Source organism: Dellaglioa sp. CoH-57-MRSF-17, assembly GCF_056782015.1.
In genome coordinates this window covers 181,730-204,916 of the sequence record NZ_JBXAXY010000002.1, presented here as the reverse complement: position 1 = coordinate 204,916, position 23,187 = coordinate 181,730, and the positions used below count along the sequence as shown (strand labels likewise).

Genomic DNA, 23,187 nt, shown 5'->3' with positions numbered 1-23,187 from the left:
TTTGAAGTCCTCACTTTTCTGTCGTTAAGTTTGCTAAATACTCATCCTCGTAATCATATAATGGCGTTGGATAATCACCATTAAAGTAAGCCATACATAGTCCTGAATATGGGGCATCTAAATTCAAACCAATTGAAGCAATTAATCCAGCTTCACTTAGAAATGCTAATGAGTCTGCCCCAATAATAGCCTTCATTTCTTCAATTGATTTATTTGCGGCAATTAATTCAGATTGCTTTTGAATATCAATCCCATAAAAACAAGGGTATTTAAGAGGTGGTGACGCAATTCGCAAATGAACTTCAGCAGCTCCAGCTTCTTTTAACAATCTAACAATGTGTTTACTCGTTGTCCCCCGAACAATTGAATCATCGACTAAAATAATCTTTTTACCCTTAACCACGCTTTTAACAGCTGATAATTTCATTCGCACCCCTTGTTCTCTAAGTCTTTGGGTGGGTTGAATAAAGGTCCGGCCAATATATTGATTTTTAACTAATCCCATTTCATAAGGAATGCCACTTTCTTCTGCATAACCACTAGCTGCAGACAATGAGGAATTTGGTACACCAATAACCATATCTGCATCAATACCCGTTTCTCGTGCTAGTTTGCGACCCATTCTTTTACGAGCAGAATGGACATTAATCCCACAAATATCCGAATCCGGTCTTGCAAAATAAATATATTCCATTGAACAAATTGACATTTTAGTTTCAGTTGTATAAACGTCAATTGATAGCCCTTCGTCAGTAATAGTGACGATTTCACCAGGGTTCACATCGCGAACGAATTCTGCCCCAACAGAATCTAAAGCACAGGTTTCACTTGCAACGACGTAAGCACCATTTACCATTTGACCAATAGATAGTGGTCTAAATCCATTTGGATCAAGTGCCGCAATCATGTAGTTTGACGTCATTAATAAGTAAGCAAACCCACCATGTACTTGATTTAATGCGTCTTTAACCTGTTCATGCAAAGTGTCTTGTGATGAACGACGAATTAAGTGCATCAAAACCTCTGAATCCGAACTTGATTTGAAAATAGCCCCATCTTGCTCTAACTCATTTCTAAGCGTTACCGCATTAGTTAAATTACCATTATGGGCTAAGGCAAACTGTGTATCGTAAAAATCAAATAAAAATGGCTGAATGTTATCAATTCCGTTACTACCGGCCGTTGCATAACGTACATGTCCAATAGCTGCATTACCGGTTAATTTTTTTATTTTTTCAGGATTTCTAAAAACATCTGATAGTAATCCTAATCCTCTATAACCAATTAGTTTACCTTCATCATTTGATACAATTCCTGCACCTTCTTGGCCGCGATGTTGTAAACTATGCAGACCAAAATAGGTAATCTGATTTGCATCTTCATTTCCCCAAACACCAAAAACACCACATTCTTCATTTAAACTTCTTATTTCATTAGGCACGGAATTGCATCCTCCCAAACTTGTTTGGCTTCAGAAGTTGTAAGAGTTATCTTACTCCCTTTTGTCGTCACGTTAATTAATTGGTCTGCTGTAACACAGCCAATTTTTTCAGCAGTTTGATTCATTAAATTTTCAAAATCTGTCTTATTTTCTGATTTAATCGATAAAATGAATCGCGATTGTGATTCTGAGAAAAGTTGTGCATCTGTCATATTTACATTAATATCAATACCTAAATCGTTTTTAAATACGGATTCACTTAAAGCAACGGCTAGACCACCTTCAGATAAATCATGTGCACTTTCGACTAAACCAGATTCGATAGCTTCTAAAACAAACGCTTGGTTACTTTGTTCAGTCTTTAAATCAAAATGTTTAATATCTCCGGAAATCTCGTTAGTAGTCATTTTCTGAATTTCTGAACCATTAAAATCATTATAAGTTGTACCCACTAAATAAATTAAATCATTAGCATGTTTAAAATCTTGCGTTGTTATATTTTTAACATCTTTAATTAAACCAACCATTCCAATCATTGGCGTTGGATAAATGGCTTGTTCATTAAATTCATTATATAAAGAGACATTACCAGAAATAACAGGTGTATTAAATAAGTCACATGCTTCAGAAATACCGATAGCACTTTGATCAAATTCCCAAAAAATTTCTGGATTTTCAGGACGTCCATAATTTAAGCAATCTGTAATAGCGAGTGGTTGTCCACCAGATGCAACTATGTTACGCGCTGCTTCAGAAACAGCAATTTGACCACCAACCTTAGGATTCAAGTAAATATAACGCGCATTACAATCTGTTGTCATTGCGAGTGCCTTATTAGTTTCTCTAATTCGAATAACACCTGCATCACTACCAGGTCTAACCACTGTATTGACTTTAACTTGAGAATCGTACGTTTCGTACAATGATTTTTTGGATGCGATTGTTGGTTGTTGTAACAAATCTAACCAAGTTTGCTTCGTATTTTCTATTTCAGGTATAAAATCAGACTGCGCTTTAAATTTGCTGATTCTTGCAGGTTCTTTTTGTTCCTTATGATAGACTGGTGCATCACTTGCTAAAGAATCAACGGGAATATTAGCAACAATTTTTCCCTCATGTATTAAAACATAATCCGTATTTTCTGTTACATACCCGATATTAACGGCTTCTAAATCATATTTTTTAAATAAATTGATAACTTTAGTTTCAAATTCAGGTTTAATACAAAGAACCATCCGTTCTTGAGATTCAGATAACATCATTTCGTAAGCAGACATATTAGTTTCACGTTGTGGAACGTTATCTAAATCAAGTACCATCCCTGATTTAGCTTTCGAGGCCATTTCAGCAGTTGACGAAACTAATCCAGCAGCTCCCATATCTTGAATACCAACTAACCAGTCTGGATGATCTAGAATAAGTTCGAGACAAGCATCCATTAATAATTTTTCCATGAATGGATCACCAACTTGAACAGCTGAACGCTGTGTTTCTTTATCATCAGCAAATTCATCAGAAGCAAACGTTGCCCCATGAATACCATCACGACCCGTTTTAGCACCAACATAAATAACTAGATTTCCATCACCTTTTGCCTGGCCTTTTTGAATATTTTTATGATCAATCAGTCCAACACACATTGCATTTACTAGTGGGTTACCCTCATAACAAGGATCAAATCCTATTTCTCCACCAACAGTTGGAATACCAATACAGTTACCGTATCCTCCGATACCAGCTACAATTTCTGAAACAAGATACTTAGTGTGCTCATTATCTAGTTCACCGAAACGTAAACTGTCAAGAAGTGCAATAGGTGTTGCCCCCATTGAAAAAATATCTCTGATAATACCGCCGACACCTGTTGCGGCACCTTCATAGGGTTCAACAGCTGAGGGATGATTATGGCTTTCAGCTTTAAATACAACTGCTTTACCATCACCAATATCAATAACACCAGCACCTTCTCCAGGTCCTTGTAAAACTTGCGGCCCAGAATTTGGAAAATGTTTTAAAACGGGGCGGGAATTTTTGTAAGAACAATGCTCACTCCACATTACTGAAAATAAACCAGTTTCAGTATAGTTAGGTTGACGACTTAAAATATCATCTTTAATTAACTTATATTCTGAATCAGTTAATCCCCAATTTTGATATAATTTGGTATCTTCAATTATTTGTGCCGTCGGTTCTTGTTTTGTAACCAAATTAACCCACTCCCTCTGTGTATGTCGTTAACATCGATTTAAATAAATTTAGGCCGTCCGTTGAACCGAGCAATGCTTCAATAGCACGTTCTGGATGCGGCATCATACCAAGTACATTTCCACGCTCATTAATAATTCCAGCAATATTATCAATACTTCCATTTGGGTTATCTTGATATCTAAAAATAATTTGATTATTTTTCTTAAGAGAAGCTAATGTTTCATCATCACAATAATAATTACCCTCGCCATGAGCAATTGGTAATTCAATTGTCGTTTGCGTTTTATAATCAGTTGTAAAACGCGTTTGATTATTAACAATTTCCAAAGTAACTGGCTTACAAATAAATTTAATATTTTTATTTTGAATTAATGCACCTGGAAGTAGTTGCATTTCCGTTAACATTTGAAATCCATTACAGGTTCCAAACACTAGTTTACCTTCATCCGCAAAACGTCTCACTTCATTCATAATGGGTGATAAACTGGCAATTGCCCCACTTCTTAAGTAATCGCCGTATGAAAATCCACCTGGAAGTAATACACCATCAAAACCATCAAGAGATTCCTCTGTATACGACACAAACTCAGCTTGTTCATGTAAACCATCCCGAATAGCGTGAAGTAAATCATAATCACAATTTGAACCAGGAAATACAACAACTGCAAATTTCATGATTAAGCCTCCACTTTTTCAAGTTCGTAACGATATTGCTCCATATTTGGATTAGCTAATAATTTATCACAAATCGCATCAATTTTTTGGTCTATCTCTAATTCAGTTGCTTCAACCTTTAACACAAAATATTTACCAACTCGAACGTCACTAACACCTGAGAATCCTAATCGGTTAATCGCTTCATTAACAGCTTGACCTTGCGGATCTAAAACTGATTCTTTATATGTAACGTAAACTTTTACACTATACATTATTTGACCTCATTTCGATTTTTTAGTCGGTTTAAAACATCTTGATATACTGGAATAATGCTACCTTGGTTTTTTCTGAAAATATCCTTATCTAATGATTTATGTGTCTTCGAATCCCATAAACGTGCATTATCAGGTGAAAATTCATCTGCCAAAATAAGTTCCCCATGATACCGACCGAATTCAAGTTTAAAATCAATTAAATCAATATTGATGTCTTTAAATAATTTATACAGTAGCTGATTAATATGAAGGACTTGTTTCTTTATTTCGTCCATTTCTATTTTAGTCGCAAAATTTAACGCAAAAATTTGTGACTCATTTATTCCAGGATCGTCTAGAGCATCATTCTTATAATAGTATTCAATAACAGGAACTGTTAATTTAGTTCCTTCAACTTGATCAAATTTACGAGCAAAACTACCTGCAATAGTATTTCGTAAAACAACTTCAATTGGAATTATTTCAACTTTTTTAACTAATTGTTCGGTTTTAGAAACATCTTCAATGAAATGTGTTTTAATACCGTTTGCCATTAAATAAGAAAAAATAATATCAGATATTTGATGGCTTAATAATCCCTTACCTAATATTTCTTCTTTCCGTTTACCATTAAGTGCGGTAGCTTGGTTTTTGTATACCATTCTTAATACTTCTTCATCATTAGTTTGATAAACATCTTTAGCTTTTCCTTCGTAAATCAATTGATCCAAGCGAATAGCCCCCTTAAGAATAAAAACATATAAAAATATACTTTTTAACTAAATAGTTCGTTCTTTACAAATATAGTTTAACAATTACTATATAATTTATCAAGGTAAAATACGATTATTTTTATATTTTTTTAATTTAAAGTTCGTATTATGGCAAACAAAAAACCATAAAGCTATTAAAATAACTTTATGGTTTACATATTTCTTTAAATGAGACCAATTCGTTCGAAAATAGCATCAACATTTCTAATATGATAATGATAATCAAAAGCATCATCTAAGTCTGCTTGAGTTAATGCAGACATTATTTGTTCATCTGCTTCTAATAAGGGACGGAACTGTATTTGTTGATCCCAAGAGATTGCCGTCTTAGGTTGAATTAAATCATATGCAGCCTCTCTAGACATGCCACTATCAATTAATTTAAGTAAAACTCTTTGGCTGTAAATAAGACCAAAAGTACGGTCCATATTTTTTTTCATATTTTCCGGAAATACTGTTAATTCTTTAACTATTTTTGTAAAGCGACGTAGCATGTAATCTAATAAAATAGTTGTATCGGGTAATATAATACGTTCTGCAGAGCTATGTGAAATATCTCGTTCATGCCATAATGTAACATCTTCGAAGGCAGTGACCATATGTCCTCGAATGACACGCGCTAACCCTGTAATATTTTCTGAACCAATTGGATTACGTTTATGTGGCATAGCTGATGAACCTTTTTGGCCTTTAGCGAAATATTCTTCAACTTCTCGTGTCTCACTTTTTTGTAATCCACGAATTTCTGTTGCCATTTTTTCAATCGATGTTGCAAGAAGAGCCATCTCAGAAACATAATTAGCATGTAAATCTCGTGGTAAGACTTGTGTCGATATTTCTTGAGGTCTAATTCCAAGATGCTCACAAACATAAGTTTCCACAAACATTGGGATATTGGCAAATGTTCCTACAGCACCACTAATTTTTCCAGCTTCAACATCTAATGCTGCATCATTAAAACGAATTTGATGACGTTTCATTTCAGAATACCACAATGCAATTTTCAATCCAAATGTTGTTGGTTCAGCATGTACACCGTGTGTTCTACCCATCATAACAGTATCTTTATATTCAACTGCTTTATCAGCTAAAACAGCCATAAATTCTTCAATATCCTTACGCAAAATTTCATTAGCCTGTTTTAAAATAGATCCATACGCTGTATCAACTACATCTGTAGAAGTTAATCCATAATGAACCCACTTACGTTCTTCCCCTAGAGATTCTGAGACAGCTCTTGTAAAGGCAACGACATCATGCTTTGTTTCTTGTTCAATTTCTAAAATACGATCAATATCAAAACTAGCATTTTTACGAATTTTTTCAGCGTCTTCTGCTGGAACATGGCCTAGTTCAACCCAAGCCTCACTAGCTAATGTTTCAACTTCTAACCAAGCTTTATATTTATTTTCATCTGACCATATGGCACCCATCTCAGCATTTGTATAACGATCAATCATTTTTATCTTCCTCTCTTAATCCCAAATTTTCGTTTGATATACATCAATTTTAGCTTGCTCAATATTATCGGTTAATATCGTTACATGACCCATCTTACGATCTTGTTTTGCTTCATTTTTACCATAAAAATGAAACCGCCATTGACCTTCATTTTGAATTTCATTTAATACTGACTGGACATGTTGTCCCAAAATATTAATCATAATAGCATGACTTAACAACTGTGGTTTTAACATTGGTAAATTACAAATTCCTCTAATATGCGCTTCAAATTGTGATAAGGAACAGGCCTCAATTGTTAAATGTCCGGAATTATGTGGTCTAGGTGCAATTTCATTAACATAAACGCCACCTGAATCTGAAACAAAAAATTCAATCCCCATTGTTCCAACAGACAAACAATCATCAGCAATTTGACTTGCAATAATTTCAACTTCTTTTCTTGTCTCAATCGATAAACGACTCGGACAAGAACTCTCATGTAAAATATTATGACGATGTTGATTTTCGATAATCGGAAAAATACTTTGTTGGCCTAATTCATTTCTAGCAATGATAACGGAAACTTCACGATCAAACTGAACAAAGCCTTCTAACACGCATGTTCTATTTTGAATCAATTTTCCCGCTTCAATCAAATCAGCACTTGTCTTTAAAATAACTTGTCCTTTACCATCATATCCGCCACGAATCGTTTTTAAAATTGATGGGTACCCAGTTATTTTAATGGCATTTTCTAAATCATCAAAACTTTGTATTAATTTAAATGGTGCGATTGGATAATTATGAGCTTCCAAAAATTGTTTCTCACTAATTCTATCTTGTGAAATACGCAGTGCAGTCGACCCTTGTGGAACATAGCAATATTGCTTTGCTGCATCAATCGTATCAGCATCTACATTTTCAAACTCAAACGTTAGTACATCACACATTTTTGCAAGATTTAAAATAGCAATCTCATCGTCATAATCTGCAATCACTTGTTTGTCCGCAACCTGAGCAGCTGGGCAATCTTTTTGCGGATCTAATATAATCACACGATAACCCATTTCTTTTGCAGACGTTGTCATCATTTGTCCTAGCTGACCACCACCAATAATACCAATTGTTTGTCCTGGTAATATCCTTTTAATCAAGTAAATCACTACTTTCCAAAGATTTTTGATGGAGTGATAATTGATATGACTTTAAATTATCTTTTATAGTTGAATCACTTAAGGCACAAATTTTTGCGGCAAAGATGCCGGCATTTGTTGCACCTGCTTTACCAATTGCCATAGTTGCTACGGGTGTTCCCGCAGGCATCTGAACAATTGACAGTAAAGAGTCTATTCCATTTAGCGCATGGGACTGCACCGGAACGCCTACTACAGGGATGACGGTTGAAGCTGCAATCATTCCTGGTAAATGTGCGGCACCACCCGCACCAGCAATAATAACTTCATACCCATTTTTATCCGCACTTTCTGCAAATTTAATCATTTCTATTGGCATTCGATGTGCCGAAATAACTTTTTTATCATACTCAATATCAAGTTCATCTAATAAATTAGCCGTAAATTTCATTGTGGTCCAGTCGGAAATCGATCCCATTACAATTGCTATCTTTGCCATTCGATTACCTCCAAATTTAATAAACCTATTCTATCAACAACTCAGCGTTGTGTCAAAGCAAAAAAAGGACGAAATTAAAAAATTAATAAAAATAGTTCGTATTTTAATGGATATTCAAGCTATTTCTCTTTTTAATATTTCTTTTTTATAAAAAAATAAATGACACCTATTGGCATCATTTATTTCCCTTTTTAAGGTCCGTGTATAATTGTAACTTGCTTCTAGAATTCAAAACAACTGACTTTTTACTATTGGCTAAATAAAAAGATAGTCCAAATCTTCTTAATTTAACTTGTTTTATTGCGGAAATTTCAATTATTTCATTATGTTTTCGAATAACCTTAGTTAACTTAATATTTTTGTCGTCAACTATTAATTTACGATTCAAGATTTGAACAATTGATACAATAAGAAAAAGTATAAATAAAACAATTGTCCAAATTTGTAATGTTGTTATCTCTAACCATAATAATAAACTACCTAAAAATAAGCAGAACGTCCATGACCATAAAATAACCGTTTTAGCTAGCTCGGGTTGATAAAAATATGTTTTTTGATATTTTTTCATGCTTATGATCTCCTCTAACACAATAAAATTATTCTTCTATATTTAAAGCTTAACATAATTGATCAGATATTCTATATTTTTCCATAAAAAAAGATGAAACCTTAAGTTTCATCTTTTTGAACTATTATTTAATAACTAAGAATCTGTCATCATCTAACATGAAATCTTTATCTCCTGCCGCTGCTTCAATTGAACCAAATGGCATTTGTGCACGTAATTCCCAGTTTCCAGGGATATTAAACGCATTTTTAATTTCAGTATCAATAAGTGGATTATAATGTTGTAAACTTGCGCCAATACCATTTTCAGCTAATACTGTCCAAACACTTTGTTGAGCACCGCCCAAACCTTGTTCTGCCCAAACTCTGAAGTTATCAGCGTATAAAGCAAAATCTTTTTCATTTTGAGCAACAACATCAGTATCTATAAAGTATAATATTGTTCCAAATCCAGCACGGAATGTTGCAATCTTTTCTTGAGTTTTCTTATATGCTTCAGCATTAGGAACCTCAGATTTAAGACGTTTTTCAACGATATCCCAAACCATGTCTGAATTTTTACCATATAAAATTGCTGCTCTAATTGTTTGATTATTGAATGATGTTGGTGATTTCTTTATAGCATCCTCGATAACACCAGTAATTTCATCAGGTGTTTGACTTACTTTATCCCCTAAAGCGTAAATTGAACGACGTTGTTCCATAAGATCTAATAATTGAGTTTTCATAATTAATTTCCCCTTCTCTATTTGAATAAACTTAGTATATCACTTACTATTAATAAGTAAAGAGATAACACTTATTTTTTTTATCTTAAATAAAAAAAGCTACCTAATCGTTGATTAGATAGCTTTTAAACTTATTATTTATTATGCTCTTGGTTTACGTTTACCCCAATATTGGAAATAATCCGTTCTCAATGAGCCATTATATAGCTTACGTTTTTTAGATGCTCTTGAACCATAATATTCTTCAAAAGTTAAGTCACTTGTTAAGATATATTTACTCCAAGTAGGCATTTGTTTATAAACAACACCCATCTGTTTGTATAAAACACGTACAGATTCAGTATCGCTCAATCGTTCACCGTATGGTGGGTTAGCGACTAAAACACCATTTTCTTTTTCTGTTGTAAAATCTTTTGCAGCAAGTTGCTTGAATTCAATACTATCCAAGACGCCAGCTTCAGCGGCATTCTTTTTAGCAATTTCAATCATGCCAGCATCAATATCATAACCTGCTATATCTAATACTACATCAAGATTTGCTTCACCTTTTGCTTTTTCTCTTAAACGATCAAATAGTCCTTTTTCAACAAAATCCCAATCTTCGAATACAAAATAACGACCGATACCAGGTGCAATATTATGTCCCATTAATGCAGCTTCAATTGGGATTGTTCCTGAACCACATACTGGATCAACAAAAGGTTTTTCTGGATACCAATTAGTTAACATAACTAACGCAGCTGCCATATTTTCTTTTAAAGGAGCATAACCCTTTTCAACACGATAACCACGTTTAAATAAACTGCTACCCGTTGTATCAAGTGTCAATAAGACGTTATCTTTATTAATAGCAACTTCCAATGGATATTTTGAACCCGTCTCTGGTAAGCGTGTTGTACGGTGATAGACATCACTTAATTGATCAACAATTGCTTTTTTCACGATTGCTTGGGCATCTGGAACACTATAGAGTGTTGATTTTTGAGATTTTCCTTGAACAGGGAATTCCGCATCTAATGGTAAAAACTTATCCCAAGAGATTGCTTTTGTTTGTTCAAATAAATCGTCAAAAGTCGTAGCCGTAAACTCACCAACAATGATTTTAACGCGATCTGCGGTTCTCAACCATAGGTTTGTATTAATAACATCTTCCATTGTTCCTTCGAAGCGGACACGACTATTTTCTACTTGAACATCATAACCCATATGTTTAAGTTCGTTTCCAACAATTGACTCAATACCGCTAGCTGCGGTTGCCAATAATTTAAAAGTTTCCATTTTGCACCTTCACTATAATTTAATTTTTTTAATAAAAAAACTAGGATAAAAGAAAATTCTTCATCCTAGTTCATCCTGAAATCATGTAAATTTCTATAAGCCATGTTTTGTACGTCATCCATCTCAGGCGATGAAATCAGTGGTAATCATCTATCTCCAGATATTATCTGCCCCCATGATTTGTTCATTTCCGTCATGAAGCGCCCCTACCAAAGTTTGGGTTGCCTACTCGTGGGGTTTACCGCGTTCCAGCAATACCGTTTCCAATATTGTATCGTCTCTGTGGCACTTTACAGATTACTTTGACATAGCCGAAGCCTTAGTCATTTTATCCGCCGTTACCCGAAGGTACCTTGGCTTATTTTTTCACCAAGCACGAACACTACAAGCATCTCAGCTTGTGCAAGCATGGACTTTCCTCAGCCTAACTTAATAGACCGCAATTACCCGAAATTTACACTGAATCTATATTACATCATTCAATTAATTTAAAATTGATTTCTAGAATTTTCATTCTCATCTAACTGTGCACCAAACACACGACGTTCCAAATTAGATAATCGTTTAAGAATATCCATATTTGAAGTTGTAGATGTTGTTTGGGTCGTCTGTGAACTTTTACCAACAGTAACCTGTTTTGTAAGTTCGTCGACTTGAGCAATTAAACGATCATTTTCTTCTTGAAGTTTTTTGACTTTCTTATCAAAGGTTTCATAATCTTTAATAACATCGTCAAGAAATTCGTCAACTTCTTTAGAATCATATCCACGCATTTTTGTTTCAAAATGTTTTTGTAAGATATCTTTAGGTACAAAATTAACATCCGTCATATTCGTACACCTCATCACTAATTTCTCATAAATAATGTTAATACCTGTTTATTATAGCAGAATTATTTAATAATTCAAATGATTATTTTGTTCCTCTTCCATTTCGTTTGCAATATCTTCTAATTCCATAAAATCTATCATACGTAATGCATAGTTTTTCACTTCTTTAGTTTGCTTTATTTTTAATAAATCAAATTTTGTTTTGCCTTCATTTTCTGAATCATAAAGTAATAACGCGCCATCTGTGTGTTCTATCATAAAAGTTTGATAATTTTTTAATTGCTGTGGCGACTGATAGGTATCCTTACTAACATAATCAGAAAAATCTACATCATTTAATATTTGATTTAAAACTAATTTTTTATCATCTTTCCAATTATTACCAAACTCTTTGAATGGTAGCATAACTGATACCTTGAAATCAGGATATTCATTTTGTATATCTAGGCAAATTTGTGCCGTCCATTGCTCAACACCAAGCTGAGGGCCAGTTATAACCCACTTCAATCCATTTTCTATTTCATTAATAATATTTTTTTTAATTGCGCTTTTAATGATTTTTATTTTAAGATCATTTTCATTAAAAATACCTAATTCGTATGTTCTATAACCAGTCACCCATAAACGCTTCATAATTGATTAAATATTCCTTTCTTATATTAAGAATATGTTACCAAATCCTTTAAAGCTATTAAATTATATCACTTATTGTTATAATATTTTAGATTGGAGCGTGAAATAACTGTGAGTATTAATTATCCTAATGGAAAACTTTATGAACAATCACCTTTAAATACGCAAAAAAAGTCAAATATGCTGTTGTTTGGTAAACGGGGGATGTCATTAGAGGATGATATCAACGTAAGCAACGCATTTTACCTTGCTCATAATATGGCTGTCATTCACAAAAAACCAACGCCTATTCAAATTGTAAAAGTTGATTATCCTAAACGAAGTGCAGCTGTTATTAAAGAAGCTTACTTTCAAACTGCGTCAACAACTGACTACAATGGCATATACGATGGCCACTATTTAGATTTTGAAGCTAAAGAAACTAAAAATAAAACTTCATTTCCGTTAAGTAATTTTCATGAGCACCAAATTAACCATATGAAATCATGTGTATTACAAAGAGGAATTAGTTTTGTTATAATGAAGTTCACAACCTTAGGTAAGGTCTACTTACTACCATCAAAAACGCTATTTACTTACTGGGATAAGCAGAGTGTTAATGGTCGTAAATCAATTCCATTGAAAACAGTCCAAACTGAAGGATTCGAGATACAATATACTTTAAATCCGGTCATTCCCTATTTAAAATACGTTGATAAAATGATAGAGCATCTATAATTAAGGCTTTATATAATTAAAGGAGAATTTTATTTATGGCAACAGCTGATAATAAAGGTACTACTCGTGTTGCGCGACGCGAACAAGAAATAAGCACTAACAAAAAAGGCAACAAAGGTAAAAATAGTAAAGGTAAACTTTTTAAACGTATTTTTTTGAGCTTACTTGCTCTATTCGTTATTGGCGTAATTGCTAGTATCAGTTTATTTTTCTATTACGCCAAAGATTCACCAAAAATAACATCAAGTAGTCTTGAAAGTACCCCTGCAAGTGTCATTTATGCAAAGAATGATGAAATCATCACTACCTTAGGAACTTCAAGAGTCTACGCTGAATCGTCTGACATGCCGCAACTATTAAAAGATGCCATTGTTTCAATCGAAGATAAACGTTTCTATAAACATAATGGCGTTGATCCTGTGCGAATTGTAGGTGCAGCCTTGTCAAATATCACTGGTGGATCAGCTGGTCTTCAAGGTGGTAGTACTTTAACACAACAACTTATTAAATTATCTGTCTTTTCGACAAAAGCATCTGATCAAACAATAAAACGAAAAGCGCAAGAAGCATGGCTAGCATTACAAGTAGAGCGTAAATACAGTAAATCTCAGATTTTAACGTTCTATGCTAACAAAGTCTTTATGGGAAATGGTATTTACGGGATGCAAACTGCTGCAAATTACTATTTCGGTAAAAAATTGAATAAATTAAATACAGAACAAATCGCGTTAATTGCTGGTATTCCTAATGCCCCATCTTCTTATAATCCTTACGCGCATCCAGAATACGCAAAGGAACGACGTAATGAAGTTATTGATGCAATGTTAGCAAATAACAAAATTTCGGCAAGCGAAGCAAGTACAGCTAAAGCGACACCAATTACTTCAGGCCTAAGAACATCACATTCTGCCGAAAAAGATACTTATAATGCAAAAATTTCTGATTCCTATTTAAAAGAAGTTATTCAGTCTGTTAAAGATAAAGGTTTTGATCCTTATAACAGTAGTCTTAAGATTCGTACAAACTTAGATTTGGATGCTCAGAAACGACTTTATGATATAGCTAATACAAATAACTATGTGGTCTATCCTGACAGTAAAATGCAATTAGCTGTTACCATGGTTGATTCAAAAACTGGCGCTATTTCAGCTATGATTGGTGGCCGTAAACAAACAAATGTTACTTTCGGGTATAATCGGGCTGTCGCAACTAGTCGAAGCAACGGTTCAACCATGAAACCTATTATGGATTACGGTCCTGCTATTGAATATCTAGACTACCCAACTAATCAAAAAGTTAGCGATACAAAATATTACTACCCTGATGCTACTACAAAACAATTAAATGATTTTGATAATAGCTATCTTGGAACAATGACAATGCGAAATGCTTTGATTCAATCACGTAATATCCCTGCTATTCGGACACTTGAAGCGGTTGGATTATCAAAAGCCCAAGGATTCGTCAAAAAACTTGGTGTCTCTAAGGATCAAGTTGATACTTACTCATCTGGTATCGGTGCAAACATGTCAACGACTCAAAATGCAGAAGCCTATGCAGCATTTGCAAATGGTGGAACTTATCACAAAGGGACTTATATTTCAGAAATTGAAAGAAAAGATGGTACAGTTGAAAATTATTCTAGCTCAGGTACTAGAGCAATGAAAACATCAACTGCTTATATGATTACTGATATGCTAAAAGGTGTTATTAATAGTTCTAATGGTACAGGTACGGCAGCTCAAATACCGGGTCTTTACCAAGCGGGTAAAACCGGTACTACTGATTATCCATCAAATGTTGCTTCTAAATTTCCATCTAGCGCAGTTATGGATTCATTATTTTCCGGCTATACTTCAAATTACTCAATTGCAGTTTGGACAGGTTATGATTCACCATTAGTCGCAAATAACTACTTAGATGTTAATTCTCAACATCTAGCTGTAGGTATTTATAAAAACTTAATGCAGTACGTTTCCCAATCAGTTTCAAATACGGATTGGACAAAACCTTCTGACGTTTATCTGAAAAATGGCGAATTATCATTAACAGATTCATCTACTGCAGAAACAACAACAGCAGATAGCAGTTCATATTCAGTTCCTAAGATATCAAATAGTTCTAGTTCTTCAGAAGAATCTAGTTCAAGCAGTTCTTCTAGTTCAAGTAGTTCTAGTTCTTCAGAAAGTTCTAGTTCATCTAGTAGTTCTAGCTCCGCTATTAGTTCAAGTGCTTCATCTAAAGCAGACAGCAGTAAAGCCGTTTCGTCTGCTACTCGTTAAATAAAAACCTGGCGATATTCAGTTAAAATTCTGAATATCGCCAGGTTTTTATTTATTTCATTAATTTGACCAATGATATAGGGGTATTTCCGGTTTATCATTAGATTCTTTTGTATTGTCATTATTCTTCACATTATTTGAAAAGTTCTGTTGTTGTCTTTTTTCTTTATCTTTTTTTATGTCTTGACTTGTTTTTATATGCTTCTTTTCCCAATTTAGTAAAATTCTATCCATATATTTTAAACTGTATGCCTGATTAAGGACAGCTTCTTTCAACGCCATCAAAATTAGTTCTGGAATATAGTGGTCTTGATCAATCCACATGCTAATACTTTCTAATTCCATTGGTGATAAAGGTCTTCCAAATTCAACTTCAATTTTTTCATAAACCTCTTTTCGAGAATTATTACTCTTAACAACTTCAACCTTTTCTTGTGTCCTATGACTTAAATTATTTAATTTTTCATATAACACACTAAAATCAAATTGATCGGTGCTGTACCCATTTGAATCATCAATTGTTTTGATAGAAATAACTTTTTTTTCGATTAATTTCTGCAGTAATGTATAGGTTTCCTGGGCCGTCACGCCCATTTGACTGGCAATTTGATTTGTATCTGGAAATTTATTACCTGCTTGATTAAAGCTTAATAGATGGATTAAGAAAATTAATTCATCACTTGATAATCCAATTTTTCGATAATTCCGTAAAATTAAATTAGACACATGGGTTTCCCCTGCTTCTAAAAATTGACTCATAAATGCATCCATAACGAAAATGCCTCCTTAATTAAGAAAAGAACCTTAAACAATTTCGTTTAAAGGTTCTTTTTCTCTACTTTTTTATGGGTAAATACGGTTTAATAGACGTGGGAATGGAATAGCCTCACGTATATGTTCTTCACCTGTAATCCAAGTTGTTGCGCGTTCTAATCCAAGACCAAATCCTGAATGAGGAACACTACCATATCTTCTTAAATCTAAATACCATTCGTAATCTTTTTCGTTCAATCCAGCTTTTTTAATTTGTGCTATTAAGTTATCTACATCAGTTTCACGTTCTGAACCACCAATAATTTCGCCGTAACCTTCAGGAGCTAATAAGTCAGCACAAATAACGACGTCTTCTCTCGTTGGATGTGGTTTCATGTAAAATGGTTTAATTGCTTTAGGATAGTTTAAAACGAATACTGGCATACTGAAATGTTCTGCCAAATAAGTTTCTTCAGGAGATCCAAAATCATCACCCCATTTAGTATCAGGAAATTCACCAGAATTTTGTAATAATTCGACGGCTTCATCATAAGAAATTTTAGGGAATGGTGTTTTTGTATAACTTTTTAAGACTTCTTTATCTCTTTCGAGAATATCTAAAGCATAGTCACAGTTATCTAAAACATTTTGTACTAAGAACGCAATATATTGTTCTTGTACTTCAAGACTTTGTTCTTGGTGCATAAATGCCATTTCGGGTTCAATCATCCAAAATTCAATTAAATGGCGTCTTGTCTTAGATTTTTCAGCTCTAAAAGTTGGTCCAAATGAGAATACTTTACCAAAGGCCATTGCCCCAGCTTCTTCATACAATTGACCTGATTGTGACAAATAGGCATCTTTGTCAAAATATTTAGTATGGAAAAGTTCAGTTGTACCTTCTGGTGCACTACCAGTTAAGATAGGCGCATCAATCTTTATAAAACCTTCTTTATTGAAAAATTCATATGTTGCGCGAATAATTTCATTTCTAATTTGCATAACTGCATATGGTTTCGTTGAACGTAACCATAAATGACGATGATCCATCAAAAATTCTGTTCCATGATCTTTAGGTGTAATTGGATAATCTTGACTATCACCAACTAATTCAAGTGATTTAACTTCAATTTCATAGCCAAATGGTGAGCGTTTATCTTCATGAATCTCACCAATAACGTAAAGGCTAGATTCCTGATGTAACTCTTTTGCCATTTCAAAAGTTTCTTCACTGACATTACTTTTTATCACGACACCTTGGAAAAAGGCACTTCCATCTCGTAATTGTAAAAATGCAATCTTACCACTTGATCTTTTATTAGTAAGCCAAACACCGATTTTTACTTCTTCGTCTACATGGTTTTTAGCATCAATTATACTAATTGTTTTCAATAAACTTCCTCCTCATTACGGTCCTAGTTGCTAGATCGATTTCATTCCTTTTATAATATCATTAGTCAGATATATTAGTCCATAAGACAATTATATATTTTCAACGGATTTTAAAACTTTACCATTTGAGAACTGCAGTGTTTCATAACAAAGAGCTTTTTTCTTGTTCAAATAACTCACTTCCCATGCAGGTACACCGTTGTATATACCAAGTCCGACATTCAATATTTTACTAGGTTTTTTTTCATTCCAGATATAAGTTAAAATATCATTTTTTGTCTTACCATTTGATTGTGATAAGACTTTAACTTTTCCACCTTTTTGAGCAACAATCACATAAATTCTTTTATTAGCTTTTGTTGTCCCTGCAACTGTAAAATAAGTTGCATCCCTATTATATCTATAAAATGCTGTTTCTTTATCTAGTTTTGCGTATTTTTTAGCAATTGTAACAGCTTCTTTTTCAGCTGTAGCCATCGGTGATTTTGCGCGATTATATAAAATAAAAGCACTTACCACAATAACTAATATCGTACCAAGTATCGAAAGAAAAACGATGTTTTTTGATTTTTTGGGGGATCTTCGCATGATCAATTTTTCTCCTGTCTTAGTTTTATACGGTCATATTATAACAGACATTATCTAATTCTGATTAACTATCAGAATTAGATAAAAACGTCTTTAAATCAATAATAATATCTGCCAATGGTTCATTTATAAGTTGTAATTCATCCGGCAATACTTCAATCATTTTTTTACCATAACTTTGATTTATCAATCGATTGTCCAATGCAATCATTGCCCCTTTATCGGTTGACGTCCGAATTAAGCGTCCAAACCCTTGTTTAAGCTTCATTGTTGCTCTAGGCAGTGAATACTCACTGAATACATCCCTACCTTGACCTTCAAACTCTTTTTCTTTCGCCTTTACATTTAACGACTCTGGAGACTCAAATGGTAACCGCGTCACAATTAAAAGTTCTAATCTATCATTTGGTAAGTCAACGCCTTCCCAGAAACTACCAGTACCCATTAAAATAGCGTCTTTACCTAATAAAAATCGTTTTTTTAATTTTTCAGGCCGTCCTGTAACACCCTGAACTAAAAGTTCACGATCAAGATGTAACCCTCTTTTTGTTAATAACCCATAAACATTTGCTATCGTATCAAGCGAATTAAATAAAATTAACGTTTGTTTACGTTGTGATTTTATAATCTCATAAACTGAATCAGCCAAGTAAGATTCATAAAGCTCTTTTGATGATCGAACATCAAAAGCATCACTTGCTACATACAATTTAGCTTGGTTACTATAATCAAAAGGACTCCCTAATTTTTTGATTTTGTAATTATCATCTTGTATATCTAGCTGATCAATAATGTAATCAGGATTACCTGGTAGTAACAAAGTCGCCCCAGTAAACGTCAGGTGATTAAAGTGCCGATAAATTACTTCAGAAAGAAAATGAGTTGCATCTGATAAACTAAATTCAAATTGCATTTTGTCTGTTTGTCCGTTAATCGGAAAACTTAACCAAAGCACCTTTTCATTTAGCTTGTCTTGATTTTGTTCAAATATAGTCCAGCCCTCAGTTTCTGCAAATAATTGCTTAAAAAAGTTATGAACACGATTCAAAAGCTGTTGCTCATCTTGGCCGATATTTTGTTGGCTTTTTGCAGCGATATAACGATCTCGTAAAATGGCATCATCTCTTTTTAAAACAGTTATCACTTTTAAAACAGATTCAAGCATAATTTTATTTCGATTAATCAATCCAATTAGCTCAGTTGATTTTAAAATAATTGCTTTTCCGGTCGTTTCATTTTTTGCTGCTGAATTCCTACTAATTTGTCGACCATATTCTCTTGAAAATTGTCTGATGAGTAACTCAACTGATTCCCGTAATTTCCTAATTTCTGTTAATAATTGATTGTTTTCACTAGCTGTTAAGAAATTAATTGCCATTAAGTCATTAAAAGAAAATTTTTGTGAACTTTGTATGCTAGTCAATAATGAATCACACATATTAATAATTTTCCAGAATCGAATGCGTCCTTTATTTGACTGTAGAGCAACATCAGCAAGATGCTGTGCTTCATCTACAATTAATTCAGGCGCAAGTTTTGTACGATCTGAGTTAAATAAACCAGGATGCTTCATTAAAAAAGCATGATTTGTAAAAATAATTGCTGACGATTCAACTTGTTTATATAACGTATTAATAAAGTCAACTTCAAAAAATTGATCAGTTAATACTAAACTCCCAACCCCTTGATGTTCAATTTGATTAAAAATGGGATTTTGATAACTTGAAAGTTTTAATTCATCAAGTTCACCAGTTTTAGTCATTGTCAGCCATACTAAGATACGTATTTTCATTAAAGCTATCTGTCCAGAGGTTTCTTTTTGTGTTAATTCTTTTTTAAACGCCGCTAAATTTATATAATGGTTACTGCCCTTCAAATTTACTGCAGCTGTTTGAAAAGGCAATAATTTGTTAAGTAACGGTAATGCCTGATTCATCAACTGGGTTTGAAGTAATGTTGTCGCACTACTAATCACAATTTGTTTGCGATTTTGAGCATGATAAGCTGCTGGAATTAAATAACCTAATGTTTTACCGATTCCTGTAGGAGCCTCAATAATTAATGTTCGATTTCCACTTTTTAAATGTTCAGAAATAAGGTCCATCATCTTTGCTTGTTCAGGTCGCCAACTTAATTGTTTTTCAAATATTTTTTTCTTATCTACTTCTGCTTCAGGATAAACATAATTCGTTAAATTAAATGTATCTTGTTTCCTACGTTGAAGGACAATCCCTCCAACAATGTATAGATGATCTGGTAGTCTTTCCTGTCTTCTATTTTTATCACTGTACGCATCAGAAAATAATTCATTTGTATTTCTTAATAAAAATGAACTTAAACGATTTATTTCAAATAAGGTTTCTCTTGGAATCGTTTCTAGTCGAGTTAATAAGAAGATAAATAACTCAGCTGTCACATGGGCATCACTATCGGCATGATGCGGATTTTCGTGAGTCAGATTCAAATATCGACTCAGATCTTTTAATTTAAAACTGGGTGCTGTTGGCAATAAGATTTGACTAAGCTGTACAGTATCGACACCTTTTATTGATAATGCAGGATAGCCAACTCTTTCTAACTCACTATTGATAAATGGCAAATCAAAGTTAATATTATGCGCAACAAAAACTGTATCTTGGAGAATCGCGTAAATCGTTGCGGCGACGTCTTCAAAATAGGCAGCCTTTCTGATTTGACGGTTTGTAATCCCTGTTAATTCTGTAATAACTTTCGGAATTGCCATACCAGGATTAATATCAAACGAGAAAGAATTTATTATTTGATTTTTTTGAACTAAAACGCAACCAAATTGGATCATTCGATCGCCACTTTTAAGATTTGTTCCCGTCGTTTCAATATCCACTACAGCATAAATCGTATTTTTATTCATTGAAGTTTATCACCAGTCTTTTTAAGTTAACGCATTTATGTTTATTTTACCATATTGATTAAAGAATCATATGCCAAAAACTAAATCATTATAAATTCTCAAAGTTCATCCAGTCCATTATAGCTATAACGACAATTTTAAGGTATGATAATGGAAGTAAATTCATCTAGAGAGGACTCTTTTTTTGAACAATTTGTCAGATAATACAGAAGCAAAATTTCTTGGTACTAGCCATGCTAAAATTATATTAATCGGCGAACACTCTGTTGTTTATAGCCAACCCGCTATTGCCCTCCCTTTACCAAATGTTAAAATATCAGTTTTAACGGAAGCAATGGCAGATAAACAATGGATCACAAGTCGTTTTTATAGTGGTGAACTGAAAAATGTTCCCATGAATATGCGTGGCATTAAGCAAGTTATCCAGTACATTTTAAAATCATTGAATAAACGACATCAATCATTTAAATTAACGATTGAAAGTGACATCCCATCTGAACGAGGGATGGGTTCTTCCGCTGCCACAGTTATTGCCATAATTCGAAGTTTGTACGCTTTTTTTGATACGAAAATCGAACGCGATGAACTTCTACTTATTGCCAATATCGCTGAAACAACCACACATGGTTCTCCAAGTGGTATCGATGCCGCAACAACCAGTAGCCGCGATCCCATTTGGTTCATTAAGCACCAAGAGGCTTACCCTGTCCCATTAAACATAGAGGCAACCTTAGTGATTGCTGATACGGGAATCAAGGGCCAAACGGGTTTAACTGTTGGTCAAGTTCGTGATCGCGTCTTATCAAGTCCTGACGTTACTGAAAAAATAATTTCCGAACTTGGTCAATTAACAAGTATGGCTAAGGCACAAATTGCGACAGATGATGCTATAAGTTTAGGACACACATTATCTAGGGCTCATCATTTACTAAAATCTTTAGGTGTTAGTCATCCCAAATTAGATGCACTTGTCAAAACAAGTCTAGAAAATGGCGCTTTAGGTGCCAAACTTACCGGTGGTGGTGGCGGTGGCTGTATGATAGCCCTAGTTAAAACACCCGAAGAAGCTTTAAATCTAAGCCATCTCTTAAATCGTAATGGTGCCATTGCAACTTGGATTCAACCCCTTAAAAAGGAGTCACAACATATTGAAAAATAAAATTTCAGCTCGCGCCCATACTAATATTGCACTCATTAAATACTGGGGTAAACAAAATAAAGATTTAATTATTCCTTACAACAATAGCCTATCCTTAACGTTAGATCATTTTTATACCGATACTACGGTAACTTTTGACGATACGCTAACTGAAGATACCTTCTTTCTAAATTCTAAACAAAAAAAGGATAACAAAGTATCAGCCTTTTTAGATATTGTTCGTAATCAAGCACAAAAAAATATTTACGCTAAAGTAGAATCAATAAATCACGTTCCAACTTCAGCAGGACTTGCGTCATCAGCGAGCGCATATGCTGCACTTGCGCTTGCTGCTAGTCAAGCAATTGGTTTAAATTTAAATAAACGCGATTTATCACGATTAGCACGTCGTGGTTCTGGTTCAGCTAGTCGCTCTATTTTTGGTGGCCTAGTTGAATGGGAAAAAGGTCACAATGATGAAGACTCCTTTGCTATACCGATTGAAGAAACGATTGATTGGGATCTTCAAATGATTGCTATTATGATTAATAGTCATGAAAAAGCGATTGATTCTCGTTCTGGAATGCAACATTCCGTGGACACATCACCTTTCTACAATGAATGGGTTAAATCTTCTGAACGTGATTTAATTGATATGAAAAAGGCTATTATAGAGAAAAACCTCGAAAAAGTTGGTCAAATTGCTGAAAATAATGCAATGAAAATGCACGCAACAACTTTAAGCGCTAATCCCAGCTTTACTTATTTTAATCCTGACAGCATACGTGCTATGGATGCTATTCGTGACTTGCGTCAAGAAGGTATTACCTGTTACTTCACAATGGATGCTGGTCCAAATGTTAAAATAATTTGTTCCAAAACTGAAACACCTTATATTTTAAATAAATTAAGTCCACTTTTTGGTGCAAAAAATCTTTTGGTTGCCAAGCCTGGACCTGGAGCGACACTTATTTAGTGTTATC

21 protein-coding genes and 1 other RNA gene are annotated in these 23,187 nt (G+C 33.8%); 4 read left to right on the top strand and 18 right to left on the bottom strand.

The window, feature by feature from the left end:
• Positions 1-10: 10 nt before the first annotated feature.
• The 14 genes from purF to AC1RPJ_RS02890 form a co-directional block, all read right to left on the bottom strand.
• Positions 11-1,441 carry an amidophosphoribosyltransferase gene (gene purF, locus AC1RPJ_RS02955; protein ID WP_481761302.1) on the bottom strand — a complete coding sequence of 477 codons (1,431 nt, stop codon included), beginning with the start codon at positions 1,439-1,441 and terminating at the stop codon, positions 11-13.
• Complete coding sequence (gene purL, locus AC1RPJ_RS02950; RefSeq protein ID WP_481761301.1) at positions 1,426-3,648, bottom strand: phosphoribosylformylglycinamidine synthase subunit PurL; 2,223 nt, start codon at positions 3,646-3,648, stop codon at positions 1,426-1,428. The genes purF and purL overlap by 16 nt, the downstream gene beginning before the upstream one ends.
• 1 nt (position 3,649) lies before the next feature.
• The gene (gene purQ / locus AC1RPJ_RS02945) at positions 3,650-4,324 is read right to left on the bottom strand and encodes a phosphoribosylformylglycinamidine synthase subunit PurQ (protein WP_481761300.1); all 675 of its coding nucleotides are present in this window, start codon (positions 4,322-4,324) and stop codon (positions 3,650-3,652) included.
• Positions 4,325-4,326: 2 nt separating this feature from the next.
• The gene (gene purS / locus AC1RPJ_RS02940; protein ID WP_409022561.1) at positions 4,327-4,578 is read right to left on the bottom strand and encodes a phosphoribosylformylglycinamidine synthase subunit PurS; all 252 of its coding nucleotides are present in this window, start codon (positions 4,576-4,578) and stop codon (positions 4,327-4,329) included.
• Positions 4,578-5,297 carry a phosphoribosylaminoimidazolesuccinocarboxamide synthase gene (gene purC / locus AC1RPJ_RS02935; RefSeq protein ID WP_481761407.1) on the bottom strand — a complete coding sequence of 240 codons (720 nt, stop codon included), beginning with the start codon at positions 5,295-5,297 and terminating at the stop codon, positions 4,578-4,580. The genes purS and purC overlap by 1 nt, the downstream gene beginning before the upstream one ends.
• Before the next feature lie 200 nt (positions 5,298-5,497).
• Entirely contained in the window at positions 5,498-6,793 is a 1,296-nt protein-coding gene (gene purB / locus AC1RPJ_RS02930) for an adenylosuccinate lyase (RefSeq protein ID WP_481761299.1), read from the bottom strand.
• Between the two features lie 15 nt (positions 6,794-6,808).
• Positions 6,809-7,930, bottom strand: coding sequence for a 5-(carboxyamino)imidazole ribonucleotide synthase (gene purK / locus AC1RPJ_RS02925; protein WP_481761298.1), 1,122 nt, complete (start codon positions 7,928-7,930; stop codon positions 6,809-6,811).
• Positions 7,923-8,408, bottom strand: coding sequence for a 5-(carboxyamino)imidazole ribonucleotide mutase (gene purE, locus AC1RPJ_RS02920; RefSeq protein ID WP_481761297.1), 486 nt, complete (start codon positions 8,406-8,408; stop codon positions 7,923-7,925). The genes purK and purE overlap by 8 nt, the downstream gene beginning before the upstream one ends.
• A 175-nt stretch (positions 8,409-8,583) precedes the next feature.
• The gene (locus AC1RPJ_RS02915) at positions 8,584-8,976 is read right to left on the bottom strand and encodes an EbsA family protein (RefSeq protein ID WP_481761296.1); all 393 of its coding nucleotides are present in this window, start codon (positions 8,974-8,976) and stop codon (positions 8,584-8,586) included.
• A gap of 124 nt (positions 8,977-9,100) precedes the next feature.
• Positions 9,101-9,703, bottom strand: a complete 603-nt coding sequence (locus AC1RPJ_RS02910) for a nitroreductase family protein (RefSeq protein ID WP_481761295.1) — start codon at positions 9,701-9,703, stop codon at positions 9,101-9,103.
• A gap of 141 nt (positions 9,704-9,844) precedes the next feature.
• Positions 9,845-10,981 carry a THUMP domain-containing class I SAM-dependent RNA methyltransferase gene (locus tag AC1RPJ_RS02905; RefSeq protein WP_409022567.1) on the bottom strand — a complete coding sequence of 379 codons (1,137 nt, stop codon included), beginning with the start codon at positions 10,979-10,981 and terminating at the stop codon, positions 9,845-9,847.
• 91 nt (positions 10,982-11,072) lie between these two features.
• An RNA gene (rnpB, locus tag AC1RPJ_RS02900) (RNase P RNA component class B) lies at positions 11,073-11,436 on the bottom strand.
• Positions 11,437-11,469: 33 nt separating this feature from the next.
• The gene (gpsB, locus tag AC1RPJ_RS02895; RefSeq protein ID WP_481761294.1) at positions 11,470-11,811 is read right to left on the bottom strand and encodes a cell division regulator GpsB; all 342 of its coding nucleotides are present in this window, start codon (positions 11,809-11,811) and stop codon (positions 11,470-11,472) included.
• A 66-nt stretch (positions 11,812-11,877) separates the two neighbouring features.
• Positions 11,878-12,444, bottom strand: a complete 567-nt coding sequence (locus AC1RPJ_RS02890; protein WP_481761293.1) for an SLOG family protein — start codon at positions 12,442-12,444, stop codon at positions 11,878-11,880.
• A 111-nt stretch (positions 12,445-12,555) separates the two neighbouring features.
• On the opposite strand from AC1RPJ_RS02890, the gene recU reads away from it, so the two are divergent.
• The gene (gene recU, locus AC1RPJ_RS02885; RefSeq protein WP_481761292.1) at positions 12,556-13,161 is read left to right on the top strand and encodes a Holliday junction resolvase RecU; all 606 of its coding nucleotides are present in this window, start codon (positions 12,556-12,558) and stop codon (positions 13,159-13,161) included.
• A 35-nt stretch (positions 13,162-13,196) separates the two neighbouring features.
• Positions 13,197-15,443, top strand: coding sequence for a transglycosylase domain-containing protein (locus AC1RPJ_RS02880; protein ID WP_481761291.1), 2,247 nt, complete (start codon positions 13,197-13,199; stop codon positions 15,441-15,443).
• Positions 15,444-15,503: 60 nt separating this feature from the next.
• Here AC1RPJ_RS02880 and AC1RPJ_RS02875 read toward each other — a convergent pair whose 3' ends face one another.
• The 4 genes from AC1RPJ_RS02875 to AC1RPJ_RS02860 form a co-directional block, all read right to left on the bottom strand.
• Complete coding sequence (locus AC1RPJ_RS02875; protein WP_481761290.1) at positions 15,504-16,214, bottom strand: DnaD domain protein; 711 nt, start codon at positions 16,212-16,214, stop codon at positions 15,504-15,506.
• 72 nt (positions 16,215-16,286) lie between these two features.
• Positions 16,287-17,588: an asparagine--tRNA ligase gene (gene asnS / locus AC1RPJ_RS02870; protein ID WP_409022573.1), complete on the bottom strand. Its 1,302-nt coding sequence runs from the start codon at positions 17,586-17,588 to the stop codon at positions 16,287-16,289.
• 90 nt (positions 17,589-17,678) lie between these two features.
• Positions 17,679-18,176, bottom strand: a complete 498-nt coding sequence (locus AC1RPJ_RS02865) for a cell wall elongation regulator TseB-like domain-containing protein (protein WP_481761289.1) — start codon at positions 18,174-18,176, stop codon at positions 17,679-17,681.
• Between the two features lie 64 nt (positions 18,177-18,240).
• A complete protein-coding gene (locus AC1RPJ_RS02860; RefSeq protein WP_481761288.1) occupies positions 18,241-21,066 on the bottom strand; it encodes a helicase C-terminal domain-containing protein in 2,826 nt (941 codons plus the stop codon).
• Between the two features lie 184 nt (positions 21,067-21,250).
• On the opposite strand from AC1RPJ_RS02860, the gene mvk reads away from it, so the two are divergent.
• Together mvk and mvaD are read left to right on the top strand one after the other, a co-directional pair.
• The gene (mvk, locus tag AC1RPJ_RS02855; RefSeq protein WP_481762176.1) at positions 21,251-22,225 is read left to right on the top strand and encodes a mevalonate kinase; all 975 of its coding nucleotides are present in this window, start codon (positions 21,251-21,253) and stop codon (positions 22,223-22,225) included.
• On the top strand, positions 22,215-23,180 hold the full coding sequence (gene mvaD, locus AC1RPJ_RS02850) for a diphosphomevalonate decarboxylase (protein WP_481761286.1): 966 nt from the start codon (positions 22,215-22,217) through the stop codon (positions 23,178-23,180). The genes mvk and mvaD overlap by 11 nt, the downstream gene beginning before the upstream one ends.
• The last annotated feature ends 7 nt before the right edge of the window (positions 23,181-23,187 follow it).